This is a genomic window from Fertoeibacter niger, from assembly GCF_009380135.2.
In the GTDB taxonomy this organism is placed as follows: domain Bacteria; phylum Pseudomonadota; class Alphaproteobacteria; order Rhodobacterales; family Rhodobacteraceae; genus Fertoeibacter; species Fertoeibacter niger.
The window spans coordinates 379,813-402,397 of sequence record NZ_WHUT02000003.1 but is presented as its reverse complement, the minus strand read 5'-3'; the positions used below and the strand labels follow the sequence as shown (position 1 = coordinate 402,397).

The window sequence follows — 22,585 nt, the reverse complement described above, 5'->3', positions numbered from 1 at the left end:
TGGATTTGTTACGCGACGGCATGGGGCCGATGCAACGCTGTTACCGGCAACAGCGTGCCCCTGCGACAAAAGAGTTTGCAGAAATCTGCCCGCATGGACAGCAAATTTTTGCAAACCCCCTGCATTTGTTATCGTTCTGCTGACGGTCTCGCAACTTTGCAAAGTTCGTGGCAGAATCAGCGCCGCCCGCCAGTTGCTGGCGGGCGGGGCGGTGCCTATCCGTAATGCGCCACCGGCGTGCCTGCCAGCGCCGACATGTTCAAAAGGCCCCGTGCGGTGATCGACGGCGTCACGATATGCGCGCGGTTGCCCATGCCCATCAGGATCGGCCCCACCTCCAGCCCGCCGGCTTTCATCTTCAGGATATTGCGCACGCCCGATGCCGCGTCTGAATTGGCAAACACCAGCACATTGGCCGCGCCTTCGTAACGTGAGCCGGGAAAGACCCGGTCGCGCAGATGCTGGTCAAGGGCCGCGTCAATGTTCATCTCGCCCTCATAGCAGAAATCAGGCGCGCGGGCGTCAAGCAGCGCCAACGCCTGTCGCATCCGCCGCCCGGTGTCGCAATCCAGGTTGCCGAACTGCGACGATGAACACAGCGCGATCTTGGGCTTCAGCCCGAAACGGCGCACATGGCGGGCAGCGCCGATCACGCTTTCCATGATCTGTTCCGGCGTCGGTTCGGGATGAACATGGGTGTCGGCAATGAACAGCGGGCCGTCTTCCAGAATCATCAGGCTCAGCGCGCCCACGGGGTGCAGGCCGTCGTGCGCCAGGATCTGCGTGACATAGTTCAGATGCCACAGATATTGCCCGAAGGTGCCGCAGATCATGCTGTCAGCCTCGCCCCGGTGCACCATCACCGCGCCGATGGCAGTGGTGTTGGTGCGCATCACGGCGCGGGCTATGTCGGGGGTCACGCCGCGGCGGGCCATCAGATCGTGATAGGTGCCCCAGTAATCGCGATAGCGGGGATCGTTTTCCGGGTTAACCAGATGGAAATCACGCCCCGGGCGGATTGGCAGGCCCGCGCGTTCGCAGCGCGCCTCGACCACTTCGGGGCGGCCGATCAGGATCGGGATGTCGGTGGTTTCCTCCATCATGGCATTGGCGGCGCGCAGCACGCGCTCATCCTCGCCCTCGCTGAACACGATGCGGCGGTCGGCGGTGGCCGAAGCCTCGAATACCGGGCGCATGATGAGCGCCGAGCGGAACACCGAACCGTCGAGTTTCTGCTTGTAGGCGGCCATGTCGGCGATGGGCCGCGTGGCCACGCCGGTTTCCATCGCGGCCTTGGCCACGGCGCTGGCGACGACGCCGATCAGCCGGGGGTCGAACGGTTTGGGGATCAGGTAATTCGCGCCAAAGCTCAGCTGTTCGCCCTGATAGGCCGCCGCCGCCTCGGCGCTGGTGGTGGCGCGGGCCAGCGCCGCGATGCCCTCGATACAGGCGATCTTCATCGCGTCGTTGATCGTGGTGGCCCCCACATCCAGCGCGCCCCGGAAGATGAACGGAAAACACAGCACGTTGTTGACCTGATTGGGGTAATCGCTGCGCCCGGTGGCGATGATGGCATCGGGGCTGATGGCGCGGGCCGCCTCGGGGCTGATTTCGGGGCTGGGGTTGGCCAGCGCGAATATGATCGGGCGCGGGGCCATGCTGGCCACCATGTCGGGCGTCAGCACGCCGGGGCCGGACAGGCCAAGGAACAGGTCGGCCCCGGCGATGACATCGGCCAATGATGCCGCCGTTGTCCCCTGCGCATATTCCGCCTTCTGCGGTGTCATCTGCTCGGCGCGGCCATGGTAGACCAGCCCCGCCAGATCGCAGAGCCAGACGTTTTCGCGCCGCACCCCCAGTTTCAACAGCATGTTCAGGCAAGCGATGCCCGCCGCCCCGCCGCCGGTGGAGACGATCTTGATATCCTCGAACCGCTTGCCCGCCACGTGCAGCGCGTTGGTGGCCGCAGCGCCCACGACAATCGCCGTGCCGTGCTGGTCATCATGGAACACCGGGATGTTCATGCGCTGGCGGCACAATTCCTCGACGATAAAGCAATCGGGGGCCTTGATGTCCTCCAGATTGATGGCGCCAAAGGTCGGCTCCAGCGCGCAGACGATATCGGCCAGCTTGTAGGGATCAGGCTCGTTCAGCTCTATGTCGAAACAGTCGATGTTGGCGAATTTCTTGAACAGAACCGCCTTGCCCTCCATCACCGGCTTTGACGCCAGCGCGCCGATGTTGCCAAGGCCCAGCACGGCGGTGCCGTTGGTGACAACCGCCACCAGATTGCCGCGCGATGTATAGCGGCTGGCGGTGGATGGATCGGCCTTGATCTCCAGGCAGGCTTCGGCCACGCCGGGCGAATAGGCGCGGCTCAGGTCAAGCCCGTTGGTCAGGGGTTTGGTGGCCCGGATCTCCAGCTTTCCCGGCTTCGGAAATTCGTGGTAATCCAGTGCCGCCTGACGTGCGCTGTCGTTCCGTGCGTCGTCCATTTCGCCCTCCCGCAATGTGGTTTACCCTTAAACTATCTGGATTTTGGCGCAACCCCCTGCCGGGGCAGGCCGCCCGCAAGGGGAACTTGCAAATCCCGCCGCGCAGCATCACTCTGGCCCGAAACGGGATGATGACGAGGCCAGCATGAACGAAACCCGCGCCGAAATGCGCCTGCCCACGCCGGACCTGCGGGAGGATCTGCCGTTTTTCACCAAGGTTCTGAAGCTGCGGCTGGACATGATCTATCCCGCCGACAACCCCGAGGTGGCGGTGCTGTCGGGCCACGGCCTGCGCATCCGGCTGCAAAAGGGCGCAGCCGAGGCGCCCGGCACCCTGCGCATCCTGACCGATGACCCCGATGGTTTTGCGGGTGGCCAGCGCCTGTTGACGGCCCCGAACGGCACGCGGGTGGAGATTGACGCGTTGAACCCGCCCCTGCACCTGCCTACCACAGAACATGCCTTTGTGGTGCGCAGGCTGGCCGATCAGGCCCCCTGGGTGATCGGGCGGGCGGGCATGCATTACCGCGACCTCATTCCGTCGCGCCTTGGCGGGTCGATCATCGCGTCGCATATCCGCATTCCCGATGGCGGTCCGGTGCCTGACATGGTGCATTTCCACAAGGTCGGCTTTCAGTTGATCTTCTGCATCAAGGGCTGGGTGGATGTGGTCTATGAGGATCAGGGGCCAAAGATCAGGCTGACGGCGGGTGACTGTTTCATCCAGCCGCCGGAAATCCGGCACCGTGTGCTGGAAGCATCAGACGGCATCGAGGTGATCGAGATCGGGGTGCCCGCCGAGCATGTCACGCAGATTGACCACGACATGGTGCTGCCCACGCCCGACGTGCGGCCAGACCGCGAATGGCAGGGCCAGCGGTTCGTGCACAATGTGGCGGCAGGGGCGGCATGGCAGCCCTTCCGTATCCCCGGCTTCGTGGCGCGGGATACCACGATCGCGGATGGCACCAAGGGCGTGGCGGGGGTGATGGTGGTGCGGCCCGACGGGGTGGCCCCCTGGACGCGGCACAGCGGCGACATCCTGTTCACCTTTGTGATGGCCGGCGAAATGACGCTGGAGGGTGAGGGCAAAAACCCGTTCCGCCTGTCTGCTGGTGATGCATTCGTGATCCCGCCGGGCATGGCCACGCGCTATGCCGACCCCACCGCCGATCTGGAACTGCTGGAGGTGGCGCTGCCCGGGGCGGTGGCGACCGAGGTTCTGGGCTGAGAGTTCTTCACGCCCGACTGCTTTCATAGGTGCGCGACACAGGCGGTAAGGCAGCGGACACTACGGCCTACAGCCAGTCGCCCCGGCCTTTGCCCACCGCCTCGGCCACCGATGCGAAACCGTCGCGTTTCAGCAGCCCGTCCAGCCCCCGCGCAATGCGGGCTGCCAGCGACAGGCCTTCATAAACCATGCCCGTGTAAATCTGCACTGCGGATGCCCCTGCGCGAATTTTCGCATAGGCCTGCTCGGCCGAACATACCCCGCCCACCCCGATCAACGGCAGCGCATCCCCGGTCAACGCCGACAGCCGCGCCAGCACGCGGGTAGACTTTTCGAACAATGGCGCACCAGAAAGGCCGCCTGCCTCGGCCGCATGTGCACTTTTCAAACCTGTGCGCGACAATGTGGTGTTGGTGGCGATAATGCCGGACAGGCCGGCGGCCATGGCGACCTCGGCGATCTCTGCCAGTTCCGTCTCGCCCAGATCCGGTGCGATCTTCAGGAACACCGGGATCGGTTTGGCCAGTTCCGCCCGCACCTCCATCACGCCTGCCAACAGGCCGGTCAGCGCTGCCCGCCCCTGCAAATCGCGCAATTTTTCGGTGTTGGGCGACGACACGTTCACGGTGGCAAAATCCACATGCGGGCCGCAAGCGGCCAGCACGGCGGCGAAATCGGCGGCACGGTCGGGGCTGTCCTTGTTGGCACCCAGGTTCAGGCCCACGGGAATGCCCTTGGGCCGCATTGCCAGCCGGGCGGCAATCGGCACGGCACCTTCGTTGTTGAAGCCGAAACGGTTGATCGCGGCGCGGTCTTCGGTCAGGCGGAACAAGCGGGGGGCGGGGTTGCCCGTCTGCGCGCGCGGCGTGGCCGCCCCCACCTCCAGAAAGCCGAAACCGGCGCGCATCAGCGGGGCCAGCGCCACCGCGTTCTTGTCATAGCCCGCCGCCAGACCCACCGGGTTCGGCAGCGCAATTCCTGCCAGACTGGTGGCCAGCCGCGCCCCCGTCACCGGGCCGGGCAGCGGCACAAGGCCGGATCGCAGCGCGGCCAGCGACAGGCCATGCGCGCGTTCCGGATCCAGCCGGTGCAGCAGGGCCAGACCGGCACGTTCCCACATGTTCACCACAACCCCTCGGGAAAGATATGGCCTGTGGCCCCCAGCGGCAGCGATTTGTCCCAGACCACATCGGCCAGCGTCAACCGCCGGTAAAGATGCGGAAACAGCGCCCCGCCGCGCGAAGGCTCCCATTTCAGCGCGGGCCCCAGTGCATCGGGGTTCAGCGCCACCAGAACCAGATCGCTTTCGGTGGCGAAATGCCTGGCCGCCGTTTCGGCCACCTGTGCGGCGGTCGAGATGTGGATATAGCCGTCAACCAGATCTATGGGGGCGCCAGCCGTGTCACCGGCGGCGCGAAAGGCATCCCATTCGGGGCGGCGGAAAATCTTGTAGATCAGCATGAATGCGTCATGCACCTTGCCCGGCCCGCGGTCAATGGCGCTGTATGCGGCAGCATTCCGCCCAATGTCACAGCGCTTTTACCTGGGCGCGCTACCCGCAGTTGCAGGCCTTTGACTCTGTTCAATTGTAACAGCAGTGTAACGGCACCAACCAAACAGGGAGAATTTTCCGATGCAACGCCATCTTCTTGCCTCGGCTGCGTTTCTGGCGCTGACCGCCGGTGCGGCTGCCGCCGATTACACGCTGCATGTCATCCACATCAACGATCTGCACAGCCGGATCGAGGCGATCAACGGATTTGATTCGACCTGTTCGGCTGAAGAAGCGGCAGAAAATGCCTGCTTCGGCGGCGTGGCCCGTGTCGCCACCAAGATCAACGAATTGCGCGATGCGCTGCGCGCCGACGGCCAGAACGTGATCGTGCTGGATGCGGGCGACCAGTATCAGGGCAGCCTGATGTATACGACCTACAAGGGCGATGCCGAAATCGAGTTCATGGAAAAGATCGGTTTCGATGCGATGGCCGTGGGCAACCACGAATTTGACGATGGCCCCGAGGGGCTGCTGAAACTGGTCGATGGCGTCAGCTTTCCGGTGATTTCCGGCAATATCGACGTCAGCCGGTCGAACATCCTGGCAGGCAAGGTGGAAAACCACGTGGTGCTGGAGGTTGGCGGCGAAAAGATCGGCCTGATCTCGGCGCTGGCCACCGATACGGTCGATACCTCCAGCCCCGGCCCCGAGGTGATCTTCACCGACGAGATCGAATCGCTGCAGGCCGATGTCGCGGCGCTGGAGGCCGAGGGCGTCACCAAGATCATCGCGCTGAACCATGTGGGCTATGGCAAGGATCAGGTGATTGCCGCCGCCGTGCCGGGAATCGACGCGGTGGTGGGCGGGCATTCGCACACCTATCTGTCGAAAACCGATCCGGATCGCGCCGGGGCTTACCCCACCTGGGTCAGCCAGGAGGATGGCACGCTGGTGCCGGTGGTGCAGGCCTATGCCTATTCCAAATATGTCGGCCATCTGGAACTGACCTTCGATGACGCGGGCAAGCTGATCTATGCCGATGGCAACACGATCCTGCTGGATGCCTCGGTAACGCCCGACCCCGAGATTGAGGCCCGGGTCAAGGAACTGGCCGGGCCGATTGAAGAGCTGAAGACCCGCGTTGTGGCCGAAACCGTCGAAGCCATCGACGGCGCACGCGAAGCCTGCCGCGCGGTGGAATGCCCGATGGGCAACCTGGTGGCCGAGGCGATGCTGGACCGGGTGAAGGATCAGGGCATCACCATTGCCATCGCCAATGGCGGCGGCTTGCGCGCCTCGATCGACGCGGGCGAAGTGACGATGGGCGAGGTGCTGTCGGTGCTGCCGTTCCAGAACACGCTTTCCACCTTTCAGGTCACGGGTGATGTGGTGATCGCCGCGCTGGAAAACGGCGTCGGCCAGGTGGAAGAGGGCGCAGGCCGGTTCCCGCAGGTGGCCGGGCTGAAATACACCTTTGATCCGGCAGCCCCGGCAGGTGCCCGCGTGTCCGACGTGCAGGTGATGGTCGGCGGCGACGCCTGGGCACCGATCGACCCGGCAGCCACCTATGGGCTGGTGTCGAACAACTATGTGCGGGGTGGCGGCGATGGTTATCGCATGTTCGTCGATGCCGCGAATGCCTATGACTTCGGCCCCGATCTGGCCGATGTGACGGCGGACTATCTGGCGGCGAACGCGCCCTACACGCCGTTCACCGATGGCCGCATCACCCGCAAGTAACCCCTGCACCCTGGCGGCACAATCGCCACCCGGGCTGCGACAGCCCGAACCCCTGGCCCGTGCGGTGCTTGCATGCCCCGCCCGGGCTGTTTATAACAGCCGGGTTGCGGGCGTTGTGTAATGGTAAGACCTTAGCCTTCCAAGCTAAAGACACGGGTTCGATTCCCGTCGCCCGCTCCATCCTTTCCCAAGACGTGGCTCGATCCCGTGACCTGCGGCGGGCTGAAAACACCGACGCATGGGTGCCGCAGAGGTCAGGTTTTGTCGGCGGTTTCTGCAGCCTGCATATCCATCCATGCAGGCTCGAACACATTGCCATCGGGGTCCATGAAGGTGCGGGAATACATGAAGCCCAGATCCTGCGCGGGTTTGGGTTCGCTTCCGCCTGCCGCAAGCGCGGCCTTGGTGATATCATCCACCGCCTCGCGGCTGTCGCGTGACAGGCAGATCAGCACCGAGGTCGTGGCCGAAGTATCGGCGCGGGGCAGGGTGGCAAAGCCCTGAAAGCGTTCATGCGTCAGGATCATCAGGAAAATCGTGTCGGAAATCACCACGCAGCAGGCGCTGTCATCGGCGAATTGCAGGTTAAGCGAGAATCCCAGCGCCTGATAAAACGCCTTTGACCGTTCCAGATCCGATACCGGAATGTTCACGAAAATCATCTGTGGCATGGTGATGCTCCGCTTTGTGCTGGACCAGTCTGCCAACAGCCGGCGCTTGCGCAAAGCAAAGCCGCCCGGATGGGCGGCTCTTTGCGCATGCCACGGCGTAAAGCCTTAAAGGTTATCCTGCTGCGGCATGCCCAGCACATGATAGCCGCCGTCAACGCGCACGATCTCGCCCGTGGTGCAGGCGCCATAATCGGAACACAGCCAGACCGCCGTGCCGCCAATGGCCTCCAGCGTGGCATTGGCGCGCAGGGGGGCGTTTGCCTCGGTATGGCGGAACGTGGCGCGCGCACCGCCAATGGCCGCCCCCGCCAGCGTTTTCATCGGGCCGGGTGACACCGCGTTCACGCGGATGCCCTGCGGCCCCAGATCGTTGGCCAGATAGCGCACGGCGCTTTCCAGCGCGGCCTTGGCCACGCCCATCACGTTGTAATTCGGTGTCACCCGGTTCGATCCGCCATAGGTCATGGTCAACAGCGTGCCACCCTGCGGCATCAGTTCCGACGCGCGCCGCGCCACGTCGATGAAGCTGAAACAGGAAATATCCAGCGAGTGCTTGAAGTTGGCCCGGCTGGTGTGGATGAACCGCCCGGTCAGTTCGTTCTTGTCGGAAAACGCGATGGCATGCACCACAAAATCAAGGCTGCCCCATTCGTCTTTGACCCGGCCAAAGGCCGCATCCAGTGACGCATCATCCGTCACGTCAACATCCACCATGAAGCTTGACCCGACCGAGGCCGCCAGCGGCTCCAGCCGTTTGCCAAAGGCGTCGCCCTGATAGGTAAAGGCCAGTTCCGCGCCTTCGGCGGCCAGCGCGCGGGCGATGCCCCAGGCGATCGACCGTTCGTTGGCCACGCCCATCACCAGCCCGCGTTTGCCTTGCATCAGATCGGCCATTGGGAACCTCAGTCCTTGTAGGTGCTCATGACAAGCGTGGCATTGGTGCCGCCGAAGCCGAAACTGTTGGACAGGACCGAATCCATCGCCACCCCGTCGCGGAAAGTGGTGGCAATCTCGGCCGGGTCAAGTTCCGGGTCCAGCGTGGTGACATTGGCCGAGGCGGCGATGAACCCCTTGGTCAGCATCAGCAGCGAATAGATCGCCTCATGCACGCCCGTGGCCCCCAGCGAATGCCCGGTCAGCGATTTGGTGGAGGATACCGGCGGGGTGGAGCCCTGCCCGAACACCCGGCGGATCGCCTTCATCTCGGTCACGTCGCCCACGCCGGTCGAGGTGCCGTGGCTGTTGATATAGCTGATGCTGCGCCCTTCGGGCAAGGTGGCCACGGCCAGCCGCATCGACCGCTCGCCACCCTCGCCCGAGGGCGCCACCATGTCATGCCCGTCGGAAGTCGCCCCGTAACCCGTGACCTCGGCATAGATTTTCGCGCCGCGCGCCAGCGCATGCGACAGTTCTTCCAGCACCACCACGCCGCCGCCCCCCGCGATCACGAACCCGTCGCGCGTGGCGTCATAGGGGCGTGATGCGGTTTCGGGCGTGTCGTTGTATTTCGACGACATGGCCCCCATCGCGTCGAACAGGCACGACAGTGTCCAGTCCAGCTCCTCGCCCCCGCCGGCAAAGACGATGTCCTGCTTGCCCATCTGGATCAGTTCCACACCATTGCCGATGCAATGCGCAGAGGTGGAGCAGGCCGAGGTGATGGAATAGTTCACGCCCTTGATCTTGAACGGCGTGGCAAGGCAGGCGGAATTGGTCGATGACATGCCCTTTGTCACCATGAACGGCCCCATGCGTTTGGGGCTGCCGGTTTCGCGCACGATGTTGTGGGCGCGGAAAAACGATTTCGTCGATGGCCCGCCCGACCCCATGATCAGGCCGGAACGTTCGTTCGACACATCGGTAGGGTCCAGCCCGGCATCCTCGATCGCCTGCCGCATGGCGATGAAGTTGTAGGCCGCACCATCGCCCATGAAGCGCAGATCGCGCTTGTCGATATTGTCTTCAAGCACGATCTGCGGCTGGCCATGCACGCGGCTGCGGAAACCGTGTTCGGCGTATTCCGGTGCGAACACGATGCCCGACCGGCCTGCGCGCAGGCTGGCCTCGACTTCGGCGACGGTATTGCCGATGGGCGACACGATGCCCATTCCGGTGATGACGACGCGACGCATGGGCGTTCTCCTTCGTTCAGATCAGCTGGGTTTCAGGCCAGCCGGCATTCAACCTGACAGGTGTTCCATTCAGCTTTCGCTAAGTGCCACTTTCATGTCCTTGACCAGATATATCACTTCGCCATCTGCCTCGACCCGGCCATCTGCCACGCCCATGGTCAGGCGGCGCGTGGTCAGGGCCTTGGTGAAATCGACATGATAGCGCAGCATCTTGCGGTCGGGGCGCACCATGCCGGTCAGCTTGACCTCACCCACACCCAGCGCATAGCCGCGCCCCTGCCAGCCGCGCCAGCCCAGGTTGAACCCGGTCAGTTGCCACAGCCCGTCCAGCCCCAGACAGCCCGGCATGATCGGGTTGCCGGGAAAGTGGCAGGCGAAAAACCACAGGTCGGGGTGGATGTCGAATTCGGCAACCACATGGCCCTTGCCATGCGCGCCGCCATCCTCGGAAATCTCGGTGATGCGGTCCATCATCAGCATCGGCGGTTCGGGCAATTGCGCGTTGCCCGGGCCGAACAACTCGCCCCGCGCGCATTTCAGCAGCGCATCCCTGTCAAAACTCGTCGGATACTGTGCCATATGGCCCGGCCTCTCCCTGAAACTTGTCCCTCGTTTCCCCTGTATCACCCGCATCCGAGCGGTGGCAAGGGCAGGGGCGGCGGGGATTCGCCGCAATGCGGGCGGATTTTCGTTTGAATTATGCCCGTTCGGCACGATATAACAGGGGCCGAGGCAGCAGAGCAGGCAAATGGCACGCAGCGCGACTGAACGGGGCACGGATTGGCTGGCACGCGGGGGCTTGCGCCCCACGCGGCAACGTGTGGCGCTGGCGGCTTTGCTGGTGGGGGATGGCGAAAACCGCCATGTCACCGCCGAAAGCCTGTTCGCGATGACCGACCACTGCGGCGAAAAGGTCAGCCTTGCCACCGTCTACAACACCCTGCGCGCCTTCTGCGAGGCGGGGCTGATGCAGGAAGTGGTGGTGGACGGATCGAAAAGCTATTTCGACACAAGGATGGATGACCACCCGCATTTCTACTGGGAAGACAGCGCAGAACTGACCGATGCGCCCGCCGACCAGTTGGAAATCAGCCGTCTGCCGCAACTGCCCGTTGGCGCGGAACTGAGCCGCGTCGATGTGGTGATCCGGCTGAAGCGCGTGTGACCGGCGCGGATTTGAACAGGCCGCAGTCATTCTGCCGTTTTTTCGTGCAATGATGTTCAGGCCAACCGCACGGCCTGTGGCCGGGTTGCATTCGGTGCCCGCCGTCACATCACATTGACGGAACCGCCCCCGGACTTGCGGGGTTCTGCCCTATGACACGTCTTTGACACCGGGCCTCGCGTCGCGCCGCCTGCCACCCTTTTACCGAAAGCTGGCCCATGCTGATACGGTTCGGATATGATTTCACGGTGCAATGCCAGCAGGACACGCCGATGGTCTGTCTTGTCTCGCTGCGCGATGAACGTCGCGCCGATCTGCGCAGCCCGGAAAGCGTGATCCTGACGCCGCATGTGCCCTCGTCGCTGTATCACGATCTGTTCGGCAACACCTGCCGCCGCTTTGTGGCCCCGGCAGGCACGTTCCGCATCTGGGGCGATGGCACGATCGCCGATTCCGGCCTGCATGACCCGGCCGATTTTGGCGCGCATGAAACGCCCATCGCCCAGCTGCCCGATGACACGCTGCTGTATCTGCTGGGCAGCCGCTATTGCGAGACTGACCGCCTCAGCCAGTTTGCCTGGGACCAGTTCGGCAATGTCACCCCGGGATGGACGCGGGTGCAGACGATCTGCGACTATGTGCACAACCATATCCAGTTCAACTATCAGAACGCGCGCAGCACCCGCACGGCCTTTGACGCATGGCAGGAAGGCACAGGTGTCTGCCGTGATTTCGCGCATCTGGCCATTGCGCTGATCCGTTGCATGAACATCCCGGCGCGCTATGTGAACGGCTATCTGGGCGACATCGGCGTGCCGGTGGTGGATCCGATGGATTTCTCGGCCTGGATCGAGGTCTATATCGGCGGGCGATGGATGACCTTTGATCCCCGCAACAACAGGCCGCGCATCGGGCGCACCGTGGTGGCTTACGGACGCGATGCGGCCGATGTGCCGCTGATCCATTCCTTTGGCCCGCATGTGCTGCAAAGCTTCAAGGTCTGGTGTTATGAGGTTGATCAGGTTCCGGCCTGACAGGAAAAGGGCAGGGGGCGCTGGCCCCCCGCCCCTCCGATTATTTCGGCACCATGACGGTGTCGATCACGTGGATCACGCCGTTCGACTGATCGACATCGGCGATGGTGATGTTGCCGATGTTGCGCGACTCCGAGTAGATGCGCATCATGTTGCCGCTGAACTTCACCGACAGCGCATCGCCCGACAGTGTTTGCAGGTTGGCGTAGCCATCCGAGCCTACCATCGCGCGCAGATCGGCAATCTTGAAGTCGCCCGCCACAACATGTGCGGTCAGCACCTTGGTCAGCATCGCCTTGTTTTCCGGCATCAGCAGCGTATCCACCGTGCCGGCGGGCAGGGCCGCAAAGGCATCGTTGACCGGGGCAAAGACGGTGAAGGGCCCCGCACCCATCAGCGCATCGACCAGACCGGCGGCCTGCACGGCGGCGACCAGCGTGGTGTGGTCTTTGGAATTCACCGCGTTTTCCACGATGTTCTTGTCTTCGAACATCGGCGCGCCGCCGACTTCGGGGTTGGCTGCCAGAACGGGCAGGGCAAAAGCGGAAAGGGCGAGGGCAAGCGTGGTGATTTTCATGGTGCAGTCCTGCGGTTTCTGGCCGGACCCATTCCGGCCTTGTGCGTCAGGAACGGGTCGGCAAAGGGGCAAAGTTTCGCAGCGTTACAGGCAATCACGGAGTCGTGCAGACCTTTGCCGCGCGATGGCCAGTTTCCCTTGGGCCCGGATGCCGCCATAAGGCGTGCAGGAGGATGCGATGTTCAGCAACTGGCAGCAGGAAAAGGCGATCACCGCGCGGATTGACGCGGCGCGGGCCATGGCCGACCGGCTGGACAGTGCAAAGCCGCATATCCGTGACGGACATGCCGCCGCCGCATGGTTCTGGGCCGGGCATCATCTGGCCAAGGGGCAGGATCTGTGCACGCTTGCCGTCTGGAAACCGGCCGATGCCGCGCGGTTCATCACCACCACCGAAACGCGCATCGCCGCCCTGCGCAGACAGCGCGCCTATGACAGCAGCGATGGCCTTGCCGTCTGGCTGCACACGGCGCTGGCGGTGGCCGAGCCCCGCATGATGCCTGCGGTGCGCGACATCTGGCAGGTGCTGGCCGGGGCCGGACCGGATGCCGATGCAATGGCCGCCGACCTGCTGCGCGATGCGGGCTTGCCGCCCGAGGTCAGCCGCCGCGTGCCGCAGGGCTTTGCGGCCACGGAATAATGCCTGCGGTTCGGATCGGGGCGATTTCAGGCGGTGAATTGCTGGCGTGGACGCGCTATCTTTGCCGCCATGAAACACCTGTTCAGATATGCCGCTCTGGCCTGCCTGTCGCTGCTTTTGCTGGCCTGTGCCGCGCATGTGGCCAATTCCGGGCGCGGCCCGGTGCCGGAAAAGCCGCCCGGCACGCTGCGGCTGGCCACGCAGAACGTGCATTACATCCTGCTGCGCAAGCCGACAGGCGCATGGTCGCTGGCCGATTGGGAAGGCCGCAAGGGCGCGCTGGACGATGCGTTCAAGGCACTGGATGCCGATGCGGTGGCTTTTCAGGAGATGGAGAGTTTTGCCGGGGGTGATGACGGGTCGGTGAACCTGGCCCGCGACTTCCTGCTGGACCAGAACCCCGGCTATGCAGCGGCGGCCTCGGGCGACTGGCGCACATTCCCGCCGACCCAGCCGATATTCTACCGCCATGACGCGCTGCGGCTGCTGGATCAGGGCTGGTTCTTTTTTTCGGATACGCCGGACGTGATCTATTCGCGCACCTTCGACGGGTCATACCCGGCCTTTGCCTCGTGGGCGCAGTTCGCACCGGCGCAGGGTGGCCCGGCCTTTCATGTATTCAACGTGCATTTCGAATACAAAAGCCGCTCGAACCGCCAGCGATCCGCCGCACTGGTGGCGGAACGGATCGCGTCATTGGCGGCAGGCGGGCCTGTGTTCCTGCTGGGTGATCTGAACGCGCTGGCCGGCTCGCGGACGGCGGATATTCTGGCGGGCGCCGGGCTGCAATTCGCGCCGGTGCGGGGGGCCACCTATCATTTCAACCGCGGGATCAACCTGTTCGGAGCCATCGACCATATCGCGGCCAGCGCCGGTTTGTTGCCTGTCGGCGCGCCCGTGGTTGTGCGCAGCAGGTTTCGCGGCGTCTGGCCCTCTGATCACTATCCGGTGTTGGGCGATTTCAGGCTGCCGGAGTAGGCGGCGAGCCTGTCATGTGGTCGCGGAACGGGAGAGACCGCGCAGCAGCATCAGCGCCGCGCCCACCGGCACAAGCGCCAGCACCGCCAGAACCTGCATGGTCTGGCCCGCGCCCAGCCCGTCGATCATCGCCGCCCCCAGCAAAGGTGCCACCGCCCCGGCCAGCAGGGCGGGCGTAGCCAGACGGCCCATGATGATCGCATAGGTATCGGGGCCGAACAGCGCCAGCGGCACCGCCCCGCGCGCGATTGACCAGATGCCATTGCCAGCCCCATAGACAGCCAGCAAAAGCGCGGGTGGCAGCGCCGTGTTAAGCCCCGCGATGCCAAGTCCGGTCAGCACCGTGGCGGCCAGCATTGTCCAGACCGCGTGATGCCGCCCGCCCAACAGCATTTCCACGACGCGCGCGCCGACCTGTGACGGCCCGATGACCGCACCCACCGCCACGGCAGCGGCGATGGTCAGGCCCTGCGCCTGCAAAAGTGAAAGCAGATGCACCGAGACGATGGTGGACAGGATGCTGAACGCGGTCAGACCCAGTGCCAGAATCCAGAACCGGGCATCCTGTGGCGCGCGCTTGGCTGCCACAGGGCGGTTGACGGACAGCGCGCTGGCCTGACGTGGAATGCCGTAGACGCACAGCGGCAGCGTGACCAGCAGATGCAGCGCGGCATAGGCCAGACAGGTGCCGCGCCAGCCCAGACTTTCCACCAGCAGCGCCGAGATCGGCCAGCAGACGGTGCTGGCAAAGCCGCCCCACAGCGTCAGCTGCGTGATCGCCTTGCGGGCGTGGCTGCCATGAATGCGCCCCAGCGTGGAAAAGGCCGCGTCATAAAGGCCCGCCCCCATGCCCAGACCCAGCAGAACCCAGCCCAGCATGTAGCCCGCAAGGCCGGGCGACAGCCCCAGCACCGCCAGCCCGATGGCCAGCAGCAGCATGGCCCCCGCCATCACCGGCCGCCCGCCATATTGCTGGATCAGCCGCCCGATGCGCATCGCCGCAAGGCCCGCCGCCAGCAGCCCCAGCGAAAAGCCCCCCATGACCATCAGGCGGGACCAGCCGGTATCCTGCACGATCGGGTCGGCCAGAACCGCCAGCAGATAATAGGTCGATCCCCAGGCAAAGATCTGCACGATGCCCAGCACAGCGACCAATCCCTGCCCGCCAGGTGCTGTGCCGATCATCGCGCCCGTCCGAAAAGGCCCGCCACAAAGCCTGTCGGCCCGGCTGAGGTCATCATCCGCTGAAACAAAGGCATAGGCCCGTCCTTTTGTCCTGTCAGAAATGTCATGGCGTGCCGCGTCAGACCTTTGCCCCGGCATCCGGCGCCGGTGATGCGCAGCCCTCATCCGCGCAGCATTCGTCCTGCAAGAAGCCGATCAGCGTCCACATTTCGGAATAGGACGCGCGACAGACCAGCGTGGTTGCCGCGCGTTCCTGTGTGACCAGACCGGCCTCTATCAACCGCTTGAGGTGATGCGACAGGGTCGAGCCCGCCATGCCCATCCGCGCCTGCAACGCGCCGACCGGCATGCCAGCCTCGCCCGCCCGCACCAGCAGGCGAAAGATCTGCAACCGGGTGGGATTGCCCAGCGAATCAAGCTGTCTGGCGGCTGTTTCGATTTTCATGGAAATACACTGGAATGCTTTGGCCAAAGGGTCAATCCGTTATTCCAGGATCGTCGAAATAGGGCGGCAAGTCACAGGACTGTCATGAAATATTCACTGGTGCGACTCGATCATTTCTATTATTCGAGAATCATGGAAATGAATGAAGCAATCCGCGCCTTTTCGGCTTTGGGGCATCACGGCAGGCTTGCCGTGTTCCGCCTGCTGATGCGCCATGCCCCGCATGGTGTGCGGGCGGGCGAGATCGCCGAGGCCCTGCACATGCGCCCCAACACGTTGTCCAGCAATCTGGCGCTGCTGGAGGGGGCGGGCCTGATCCGGTCATGCCGGGACGGGCGGGCCATACTTTACTGCGTGAATCTGCCGGTGGCGGGTTCTCTGGCTGCATACTTTGTCCACAACGCAGGCCGCAGCCGCCCCGAACTGACAGCGCCACTGACCCACAGCCCAACGACTGACCAAAAGGACAATTCCGCCATGCCCGCCCTGAATGACACCGACTTCGATGTTCTGTTCATCTGCTCGGGCAATTCCGCCCGTTCGATCTTTGCCGAGGCGCTGCTGCGCGACATCGGCAAGGGCAAGTTTCAGGCCTTTTCGGCCGGCACCCGCCCGGGCACCGAGTTGAACCCCTTCGCGCTGGAGGTGCTGGTTCGCAATGGCCATGATGTGTCTGGCATGCGGTCAAAGCACATCTCCGAATTTCAGGCCCCCGGCATGCCGGTGATGGATTTCGTGTTCACCGTCTGCGACACCGCCGCGAACGAGGAATGCCCGCCCTGGCCGGGCCAGCCGATCACCGGGCACTGGGGCCTGCCCGACCCGGTAAAGGTCACGGGCACCGATGCCGAAAAGGGACTGGCCTTTGCGCAGGCCTATGCCGATCTGCGCCGCCGCATCTCCGCCTTTGCCGCCCTGCCGTTCGAGACGTTGAACCGCGTGGCCCTGCAAACGCGGGTTGACCAACTGGGCGACAAGGCCAAAACCTGAGTTCCCGACCAGAACCTGAATTCTCGAAAGGAACTCTGCATGACACGTATCGCCCTCAACGGCCTTGGCCGCATTGGCAAACTCGCGCTCCGCGACCTGATCGACACCGGGGCGGGGGGCGAGATCGTGCTGATCAACGATCCTGTCGGCACGCCTGGCCAGCACGCCCTGCTGATGGAGTTCGACTCGGTCCACGGCCGCTGGCCGCGTGCGATTTCGCACGACGAGGACAGCCTGACACTGGCGGGTCAGCGCATCGCGCTGACCCAGGCAAAGCGCATCGAGGATCTGCCGCTGGCGGCCCTTGGGGTGGATCTTGTGATCGACGCGACCGGCGTGTTCAAGACGGAAGCCAAGATCGCACCCTATTTCGCCGCAGGGGTGAAAAAGGTGGTGGTATCCGCCCCGGTCAAGGATGGCGGCGCGCTGAACCTTGTCTATGGCGTGAACCATCACCTCTATGACCCTGCGCAGCACCACACCATCACGGCGGCCAGCTGCACCACCAACTGCCTGGCCCCGGTGGTGAAGGTGATCCATGAAGGCATGGGCATCCGCCACGGTTCCATAACGACAATCCATGATGTCACCAACACCCAGACCATCGTGGACCGTCCGGCCAAGGATATGCGCCGCGCGCGGTCGGCGCTGCTGAACCTGATCCCCACCACCACCGGATCGGCGACCGCCATCACGCTGATCTACCCCGAGCTGAAAGGCCGGTTGAACGGCCATGCCGTGCGGGTGCCGCTGCTGAACGCGTCGCTTACCGATTGCGTCTTCGAGGTGGAGCGTGCAACCACGGTCGCCGAGGTGAACGCCCTGTTCGCCGCTGCCGCCGCCGAGGGGCCGCTGAAGGGCATTCTGGGCTACGAGACGCGCGAGTTGGTGTCGTCGGACTACACCAATGATCCGCGCTCCAGCATCATCGACGCGGCCAGCACCATGGTGGTGAACGGCACGCAGGTAAAGATTTTCGCCTGGTATGACAATGAATGGGGCTATGCCTGCCGTCTGGCCGACATCGCCCGCATGGTGGCGGGCCGGATGTGACCGGCACCGTCAAACCCGCCCCGAACGGCCTGCACGCCTATGCCGCCGTGACCGCAGCCTACTGGGCCTTCATGCTGTCGGACGGCGCATTGCGCATGCTGGTGCTGTTGCATTTCAACGGATTGGGGTTTACCCCCATCCAACTGGCCTGGCTGTTCCTGCTGTATGAACTGGCGGGGATTGTAACCAACCTTGCCGCAGGCTGGATCGCCGCGCGTTTCGGTCTGACATCAACGCTTTACGCGGGGTTGCTGTTGCAGATCGGCGCGCTGGTTGCACTGACGGCGCTTGATCCGGGCTGGTCGGTTCTGGCCTCTGTCGCTTTCGTGATGGCGGTGCAGGGCGCGTCGGGCGTGGCCAAGGATCTGGCCAAGATGTCGTCGAAATCGGCGGTCAAGGTGCTGGCGCCATCGGGCGATGGCACGCTGTTCCGCTGGGTGGCGGCGCTGACCGGATCAAAGAACGCGGTCAAGGGCTTGGGCTTTTTCCTGGGCGCGGCGTTGCTGGCGCTGGCCGGGTTCGATGCGGCGGTCTGGGGCATGGCGGCGGTGCTGACGGTGATACTGGTCGCGGTGGCGCTGTTCATGCCCGACGGCCTGCCGACCAAGGACAAGGCGGCAAAGTTCACCGGCTGGTGGTCTGCCGATCCGCGCATCACCCGTTTGTCGCTGGCGCGGATGTTCCTGTTCGGCGCACGGGATGTGTGGTTTGTGGTGGGCGTGCCGATCTATTTCCAGATGGTGCTGTCGGATGGCACGCCCGAGGGGCGGCGCTGGGCGTTCTTTCTGATCGGCGGGTTTCTGGCGCTGTGGATCATCGCTTACGGGGCGGTGCAGGCGGCGGCGCCCCGCATCCTGAACGCAAAGGGCAAGCCGGAAGCGGCCATTGTGGCGGGGGCAATCCGCTGGGCCGGGCTGCTGGTGCCGATCCCCTTTGCGCTGGCGGCGCTGGCCTGGACCGCCGGTGCGCCTGCCAATTGGTTGAGCCTGTCGATCGTCGCGGGGCTGCTGCTGTTCGGCTTTGTGTTTGCCATCAATTCGGCGGTGCATTCCTATCTGATCCTAGCCTTCACCAGTGCCGAACGGGTCACGCGCGACGTGGGCTTTTACTACATGTCCAACGCGGCGGGGCGACTGGTTGGCACGCTGCTGTCAGGCGTCAGCTATCAGGTGGGCGGCTTGCCTTTGTGCCTTGCCACGGCAGGCATCATGGCGGCGGCAAGCTGGATCTCTGTGCGGCGGCTGGCAAGGGCCACCTAGCCGTCCTGTTCCGCCAGCCACAGAAACGACATGCCGCTGCGGGCCCGCCACATGCCCGCAGCGGCATTCTGCAATGTGACTTTCCCAAGCCTCAGAAAGCCTGATTGACAACATGGAGAACGTTCCAATATGAATTAGGAACGTTCCAATATGGGTGATTCATGCGCTGGGGTCTTATCGGGGCAAGCTCGATTGCCGAAAACCACATGATCGGCGCAATGCGCGCGGTGGGTGACGAGATTGCCGTTGTGGCCAGCACGACCGAGGCGCGGGCACAGGGCTTTGCGCGGGCAAACGGCATTCCCCGCGCCACCAATGACATCGCCACGGTCGTCGGCGATGCGGGCGTGGATGCGGTCTACATTTCCTCGACCAACGAAAAGCACTGTGTGCAGGCCATGGCGGCCATCGCCGGCGGCAAGCATGTGCTGTGCGAAAAGCCGTTGGCGATGACGCTGGCCGATGCTTGGGCCATGGTGCGCGCTGCCGAGGCGGCGGGCGTGACATTCGCCACCAACCACCACCTGCGCTGTGCGGGCAGCCACCAGGCGATCCGTGATCTGATCGCCGCCGGGCGGATCGGCAAGGTGCTGTCGCTGCGCATTTTCCATGCCGTGCATCTGCCCGACGCGCTGCGCGGCTGGCGCATCACCGATCCGGGGGCGGGGGGTGGCGTTATCCCGGACATCACAGTGCATGACGCCGATGTGGCGCGGTTTCTGCTGGGCGAAGACCCGCAGCATGTGGTGGCGCAGATGTGTGCCTCGGGGCTGGGGCAGGGGGTCGAGGACAGCGCCATGTCGGTCTGGGCCATGCCATTCGGCGCAATGGTGATGAGCCATGAAAGTTTCACCCACCCTTTCGCCGGTTCGGGGCTGGAGGTGCATGGCACCGCCGGGTCGATCTTTGCCAGCGGGGTCATGACGCAGCAGCCGGTGGGCACAGTGGTGCTGGTGACGGCTGCGGGGCACGAAGATGTGCCGTTTTCCGACCACAACCTTTATGTGCAGGGCCTTGCCGACTTTGCCGCCGCTGTTGCGGGCAAGGGCCAGCCCGCCGCCAGCGGGCACGATGGGGTGGCCTCGCTGGCCGTGGCGCTTGCGGTGCGCGAAGCGGCGGCCACAGGCCAGCGCCAGACGGTCAACTATGGGGATGCGGCATGAGCAAGGTTGTTTCCCCCGCAGCGGCTGTGGCGCGCATCGGCGACGGCGCGGTGATCACGGTGTCATCCTCATCCGCGCTGGGCTGCCCCGATCTGGTGCTGCGGGCCTTGGGCGAACGTTTCCGTGCAGAGGGTCATCCGCGCGGCATCACCTCGCTGCACCCGATTGCGGCGGGCGACATGTATGGCGTGCCGGGCATGGATCATCTGGCGCAGGACGGGCTTCTGGCGCGGGTGCTGGCGGGGTCTTACCCCTCGGGCCCGTCCAGCCTGCCGATGCCCGACATCTGGCGCATGATCGTGGAAAACCGCGTGGCGGCGTGGAACGTGCCCTCGGGCATCCTGTTCGACATGCACCGCGAGGCGGCAGCCCGGCGGCCCGGCGTGCTGACCAAGGTGGGGATGGATACATTCGCCGACCCCATCCGGCAGGGCTGCGCGATGAACGACCGCGCGGCGGCAGAGCCGATTGTGAAACGGGTGGAATTCGCGGGCGACACATGGCTGCATTTCCCCAACATCGTGCCGGATGTCTGCATCCTGCGCGCCACCACGGCGGATGAACGCGGCAACCTGACCTATGAACACGAAGGCGCCTATCTGGGCGGGATGGAGCAGGCGATCTGCGTGCGCAACCACGGCGGTCTGGTGATCGCACAGGTCAGCCGGGTAACGGCGGCGGGCAGTCTGCGCCCGCATGACGTGCGGGTGCCCGGGCATCTGGTGGATCTGATCGTGATTGATCCCGACCAGAAACAGACCTGCGAAACCCCCTATGACCCGGCGATTTCGGGGCAGGTCATCCGGCCATGGTCCAGCTTTGCACTGGCTGAACATGGGGTGGAAAAGGTGATCGCCCGCCGCGCCGCGATGGAATTGCGCGGCGGCATGACGGCCAATCTGGGCTTTGGCATCTCGGCCATGGTGCCGCGCATCCTGCTGGAGGAGGGCCATCCCGAGGCAGTCACATGGGCCATCGAGCAGGGTGCCGTGGGGGGCATGCCGCTGACCGGCTTTGCCTTTGGCTGCGCGTCAAACGCCTGGGGCTTCATGCCCTCGCCGCAGCAGTTCATCTATTTTCAGGGTGCGGGGTTCGACGTGTCGTTCCTGTCGTTCATGGAGGTGGATGTCGAAGGCAACGTCAACGTCTCGAAACTGGGCAAGAAACCCTATCTGACGGCGGGTTGCGGCGGGTTTGTCGATATCACCTCGCATGCGAAAAAGATCGTCTTTGCCGGGTGGTTCGAGGCCGGGGCGAAGATCGCACTGTCGGAAACCGGCATCACGGTGGAAGCCCCGGGCAAGTTCACAAAGATGGTCGATGCGGTGGAACATGTCACCTTCTCGGGTCAGCGGGGGCGGGCGCAGGGGCAGGATGTAATCTATGTCACCGAACGCTGCGTTATGCGTCTGGATGCCGGGGGCCTTGTCGCGACCGAGATCATGCCGGGCATCAACCCTGACCGCGACATCGTGGCGGCCAGCCAGGGCCGGGTGCGCGTGGCGGGTGATGCCGTGCAGATGCCGCTGTCTCTGCTGGCGACCGGCCCGATGGGGTGGCAACCATGAGCGCCGTTCACCTGCATATCGCGGGCCGGGTGGCCGAACTGCGGCTGGACAACCCGGCGCGGCTGAACGCCTTCACCGTCACCATGCTGGGCCAACTGGCCGGGCATCTGGACATGATCGAAAAGAACCCCGACATCGCCTGTGTTCTGGTCACGGCCGAACCGGCGCGGGCCTTTTGCTCGGGTGCCGATATTGACGGCTGGGGCGACCTGAGCCCCGCCGAATTTGCCCGCCACTGGGTGCGCGGCGGGCACCGCATCTTTGACCGGCTGGCGCGGCTGGCCCGGCCCACCATCGCGGTGCTGGAGGCGCATGCGCTGGGCGGCGGGCTGGAACTGGCCGCCGCCTGCGATCTGCGGGTGATGGGGCCGAAGGCCACCATCGGCCTGCCCGAAACCGGCATCGGCATCGTGCCCGGCTGGTCTGGCACGCAGCGGCTGGCCCGGCTGATCCCGGAGCCGGTGCTGAAGGACATGGCGCTGTTTGGCCGCCGGGTCGGGGCGGACCGCTGCCTTGCCATCGGCTTTGCCGCCGAAGTGTCGGATGACCCACGCGCCACCGCCACCGACATGGCCGCGCGGGTCTGCGCCCTGTCGCCCCGCGCGGTCGAGACCGCAAAGGCCATGATCCACGCCGCCGTGAACGAAGACAGCGCCGCGATGATCGAGGCGCTGGGCAGCGCCGCCATTGCCGCCAGCGATGACCGCGCCGAGGGCGTGGCCGCCTTTCGCGCCAAGCGCAAACCCGCATTTTCCGGAAGCTGA

22 protein-coding genes and 1 tRNA gene are annotated in these 22,585 nt (G+C 64.5%); 13 read left to right on the top strand and 10 right to left on the bottom strand.

The window, feature by feature from the left end:
• Positions 1-215: 215 nt before the first annotated feature.
• Positions 216-2,495: an NADP-dependent malic enzyme gene (locus GEU84_RS07605; protein WP_152824544.1), complete on the bottom strand. Its 2,280-nt coding sequence runs from the start codon at positions 2,493-2,495 to the stop codon at positions 216-218.
• 145 nt (positions 2,496-2,640) lie between these two features.
• On the opposite strand from GEU84_RS07605, the gene GEU84_RS07600 reads away from it, so the two are divergent.
• Positions 2,641-3,726, top strand: a complete 1,086-nt coding sequence (locus tag GEU84_RS07600) for a cupin domain-containing protein (protein ID WP_152824545.1) — start codon at positions 2,641-2,643, stop codon at positions 3,724-3,726.
• A 67-nt stretch (positions 3,727-3,793) separates the two neighbouring features.
• Here the strand turns inward: GEU84_RS07600 and GEU84_RS07595 are convergent, their stop codons facing one another.
• Both GEU84_RS07595 and GEU84_RS07590 read right to left on the bottom strand, forming a co-directional pair.
• The gene (locus GEU84_RS07595) at positions 3,794-4,852 is read right to left on the bottom strand and encodes a quinone-dependent dihydroorotate dehydrogenase (protein WP_174539376.1); all 1,059 of its coding nucleotides are present in this window, start codon (positions 4,850-4,852) and stop codon (positions 3,794-3,796) included.
• On the bottom strand, positions 4,849-5,187 hold the full coding sequence (locus GEU84_RS07590) for a DUF952 domain-containing protein (RefSeq protein ID WP_152824547.1): 339 nt from the start codon (positions 5,185-5,187) through the stop codon (positions 4,849-4,851). Before GEU84_RS07590 ends, GEU84_RS07595 begins: the two co-directional genes overlap by 4 nt.
• Before the next feature lie 172 nt (positions 5,188-5,359).
• Here GEU84_RS07590 and GEU84_RS07585 point away from each other — a divergent pair, with 172 nt between their 5' ends.
• Together GEU84_RS07585 and GEU84_RS07580 are read left to right on the top strand one after the other, a co-directional pair.
• The gene (locus tag GEU84_RS07585) at positions 5,360-6,961 is read left to right on the top strand and encodes a bifunctional metallophosphatase/5'-nucleotidase (protein WP_152824548.1); all 1,602 of its coding nucleotides are present in this window, start codon (positions 5,360-5,362) and stop codon (positions 6,959-6,961) included.
• 106 nt (positions 6,962-7,067) lie between these two features.
• Positions 7,068-7,141: transfer RNA gene (locus GEU84_RS07580), tRNA-Gly, on the top strand.
• A 74-nt stretch (positions 7,142-7,215) separates the two neighbouring features.
• Here GEU84_RS07580 and GEU84_RS07575 read toward each other — a convergent pair.
• The 4 genes from GEU84_RS07575 to fabA form a co-directional block, all read right to left on the bottom strand.
• Complete coding sequence (locus GEU84_RS07575) at positions 7,216-7,632, bottom strand: VOC family protein (RefSeq protein ID WP_152824549.1); 417 nt, start codon at positions 7,630-7,632, stop codon at positions 7,216-7,218.
• A gap of 105 nt (positions 7,633-7,737) precedes the next feature.
• A complete protein-coding gene (locus GEU84_RS07570) occupies positions 7,738-8,526 on the bottom strand; it encodes an enoyl-ACP reductase FabI (protein WP_152824550.1) in 789 nt (262 codons plus the stop codon).
• Positions 8,527-8,534: 8 nt separating this feature from the next.
• Positions 8,535-9,764, bottom strand: a complete 1,230-nt coding sequence (gene fabB / locus GEU84_RS07565; RefSeq protein ID WP_152824551.1) for a beta-ketoacyl-ACP synthase I — start codon at positions 9,762-9,764, stop codon at positions 8,535-8,537.
• 69 nt (positions 9,765-9,833) lie between these two features.
• Positions 9,834-10,343 (bottom strand): bifunctional 3-hydroxydecanoyl-ACP dehydratase/trans-2-decenoyl-ACP isomerase, encoded by a 510-nt coding sequence (gene fabA / locus GEU84_RS07560; RefSeq protein ID WP_152824552.1) that lies wholly within the window; start codon positions 10,341-10,343, stop codon positions 9,834-9,836.
• A 169-nt stretch (positions 10,344-10,512) separates the two neighbouring features.
• Here fabA and irrA point away from each other — a divergent pair, with 169 nt between their 5' ends.
• Positions 10,513-10,929 (top strand): iron response transcriptional regulator IrrA, encoded by a 417-nt coding sequence (irrA, locus tag GEU84_RS07555; RefSeq protein ID WP_152824553.1) that lies wholly within the window; start codon positions 10,513-10,515, stop codon positions 10,927-10,929.
• A gap of 218 nt (positions 10,930-11,147) precedes the next feature.
• Positions 11,148-11,963 carry a transglutaminase-like domain-containing protein gene (locus tag GEU84_RS07550; RefSeq protein ID WP_152824554.1) on the top strand — a complete coding sequence of 272 codons (816 nt, stop codon included), beginning with the start codon at positions 11,148-11,150 and terminating at the stop codon, positions 11,961-11,963.
• Between the two features lie 40 nt (positions 11,964-12,003).
• On the opposite strand, the gene GEU84_RS07545 is transcribed toward GEU84_RS07550, so the two are convergent.
• On the bottom strand, positions 12,004-12,540 hold the full coding sequence (locus GEU84_RS07545) for a fasciclin domain-containing protein (protein ID WP_152824555.1): 537 nt from the start codon (positions 12,538-12,540) through the stop codon (positions 12,004-12,006).
• A gap of 178 nt (positions 12,541-12,718) precedes the next feature.
• Between GEU84_RS07545 and GEU84_RS07540 the strand changes: the two genes are divergently transcribed.
• Entirely contained in the window at positions 12,719-13,180 is a 462-nt protein-coding gene (locus GEU84_RS07540) for a hypothetical protein (protein WP_152824556.1), read from the top strand.
• Positions 13,181-13,249: 69 nt separating this feature from the next.
• Positions 13,250-14,158, top strand: coding sequence for an endonuclease/exonuclease/phosphatase family protein (locus GEU84_RS07535; protein ID WP_152824557.1), 909 nt, complete (start codon positions 13,250-13,252; stop codon positions 14,156-14,158).
• Between the two features lie 12 nt (positions 14,159-14,170).
• On the opposite strand, the gene GEU84_RS07530 is transcribed toward GEU84_RS07535, so the two are convergent.
• Positions 14,171-15,343 (bottom strand): MFS transporter, encoded by a 1,173-nt coding sequence (locus tag GEU84_RS07530; protein WP_152824558.1) that lies wholly within the window; start codon positions 15,341-15,343, stop codon positions 14,171-14,173.
• Positions 15,344-15,461: 118 nt separating this feature from the next.
• A complete protein-coding gene (locus GEU84_RS07525; RefSeq protein WP_152824559.1) occupies positions 15,462-15,788 on the bottom strand; it encodes an ArsR/SmtB family transcription factor in 327 nt (108 codons plus the stop codon).
• A gap of 132 nt (positions 15,789-15,920) precedes the next feature.
• Between GEU84_RS07525 and GEU84_RS07520 the strand changes: the two genes are divergently transcribed.
• The 6 genes from GEU84_RS07520 (at position 15,921) to GEU84_RS07495 (ending at position 22,585) form a co-directional block, all read left to right on the top strand.
• Positions 15,921-16,778: an arsenate reductase/protein-tyrosine-phosphatase family protein gene (locus GEU84_RS07520; RefSeq protein WP_152824560.1), complete on the top strand. Its 858-nt coding sequence runs from the start codon at positions 15,921-15,923 to the stop codon at positions 16,776-16,778.
• A 39-nt stretch (positions 16,779-16,817) separates the two neighbouring features.
• Complete coding sequence (locus GEU84_RS07515; protein ID WP_152824561.1) at positions 16,818-17,831, top strand: ArsJ-associated glyceraldehyde-3-phosphate dehydrogenase; 1,014 nt, start codon at positions 16,818-16,820, stop codon at positions 17,829-17,831.
• Positions 17,828-19,090, top strand: coding sequence for an organoarsenical effux MFS transporter ArsJ (gene arsJ / locus GEU84_RS07510; RefSeq protein WP_338144772.1), 1,263 nt, complete (start codon positions 17,828-17,830; stop codon positions 19,088-19,090). Before GEU84_RS07515 ends, arsJ begins: the two co-directional genes overlap by 4 nt.
• A gap of 161 nt (positions 19,091-19,251) precedes the next feature.
• The gene (locus GEU84_RS07505; protein WP_152824563.1) at positions 19,252-20,253 is read left to right on the top strand and encodes a Gfo/Idh/MocA family protein; all 1,002 of its coding nucleotides are present in this window, start codon (positions 19,252-19,254) and stop codon (positions 20,251-20,253) included.
• Positions 20,250-21,821: an acyl CoA:acetate/3-ketoacid CoA transferase gene (locus tag GEU84_RS07500; protein WP_152824564.1), complete on the top strand. Its 1,572-nt coding sequence runs from the start codon at positions 20,250-20,252 to the stop codon at positions 21,819-21,821. The genes GEU84_RS07505 and GEU84_RS07500 overlap by 4 nt, the downstream gene beginning before the upstream one ends.
• A complete protein-coding gene (locus GEU84_RS07495) occupies positions 21,818-22,585 on the top strand; it encodes an enoyl-CoA hydratase/isomerase family protein (protein ID WP_152824565.1) in 768 nt (255 codons plus the stop codon). Before GEU84_RS07500 ends, GEU84_RS07495 begins: the two co-directional genes overlap by 4 nt.

Coding starts and splice junctions, on each gene's coding strand:
- GEU84_RS07605 (WP_152824544.1), bottom strand. CDS start 2,495: ATGGACGACGCACGGAACGACAGCGCACGTCAGGCGGCACTGGATTAC.
- GEU84_RS07600 (WP_152824545.1), top strand. CDS start 2,641: ATGAACGAAACCCGCGCCGAAATGCGCCTGCCCACGCCGGACCTGCGG.
- GEU84_RS07590 (WP_152824547.1), bottom strand. CDS start 5,187: ATGCTGATCTACAAGATTTTCCGCCGCCCCGAATGGGATGCCTTTCGC.
- GEU84_RS07585 (WP_152824548.1), top strand. CDS start 5,360: ATGCAACGCCATCTTCTTGCCTCGGCTGCGTTTCTGGCGCTGACCGCC.
- GEU84_RS07575 (WP_152824549.1), bottom strand. CDS start 7,632: ATGCCACAGATGATTTTCGTGAACATTCCGGTATCGGATCTGGAACGG.
- GEU84_RS07570 (WP_152824550.1), bottom strand. CDS start 8,526: ATGGCCGATCTGATGCAAGGCAAACGCGGGCTGGTGATGGGCGTGGCC.
- fabB (WP_152824551.1), bottom strand. CDS start 9,764: ATGCGTCGCGTCGTCATCACCGGAATGGGCATCGTGTCGCCCATCGGC.
- fabA (WP_152824552.1), bottom strand. CDS start 10,343: ATGGCACAGTATCCGACGAGTTTTGACAGGGATGCGCTGCTGAAATGC.
- irrA (WP_152824553.1), top strand. CDS start 10,513: ATGGCACGCAGCGCGACTGAACGGGGCACGGATTGGCTGGCACGCGGG.
- GEU84_RS07550 (WP_152824554.1), top strand. CDS start 11,148: ATGCTGATACGGTTCGGATATGATTTCACGGTGCAATGCCAGCAGGAC.
- GEU84_RS07545 (WP_152824555.1), bottom strand. CDS start 12,540: ATGAAAATCACCACGCTTGCCCTCGCCCTTTCCGCTTTTGCCCTGCCC.
- GEU84_RS07540 (WP_152824556.1), top strand. CDS start 12,719: ATGTTCAGCAACTGGCAGCAGGAAAAGGCGATCACCGCGCGGATTGAC.
- GEU84_RS07535 (WP_152824557.1), top strand. CDS start 13,250: ATGAAACACCTGTTCAGATATGCCGCTCTGGCCTGCCTGTCGCTGCTT.
- GEU84_RS07530 (WP_152824558.1), bottom strand. CDS start 15,343: ATGATCGGCACAGCACCTGGCGGGCAGGGATTGGTCGCTGTGCTGGGC.
- GEU84_RS07525 (WP_152824559.1), bottom strand. CDS start 15,788: ATGAAAATCGAAACAGCCGCCAGACAGCTTGATTCGCTGGGCAATCCC.
- GEU84_RS07520 (WP_152824560.1), top strand. CDS start 15,921: ATGGAAATGAATGAAGCAATCCGCGCCTTTTCGGCTTTGGGGCATCAC.
- GEU84_RS07515 (WP_152824561.1), top strand. CDS start 16,818: ATGACACGTATCGCCCTCAACGGCCTTGGCCGCATTGGCAAACTCGCG.
- GEU84_RS07505 (WP_152824563.1), top strand. CDS start 19,252: ATGCGCTGGGGTCTTATCGGGGCAAGCTCGATTGCCGAAAACCACATG.
- GEU84_RS07500 (WP_152824564.1), top strand. CDS start 20,250: ATGAGCAAGGTTGTTTCCCCCGCAGCGGCTGTGGCGCGCATCGGCGAC.
- GEU84_RS07495 (WP_152824565.1), top strand. CDS start 21,818: ATGAGCGCCGTTCACCTGCATATCGCGGGCCGGGTGGCCGAACTGCGG.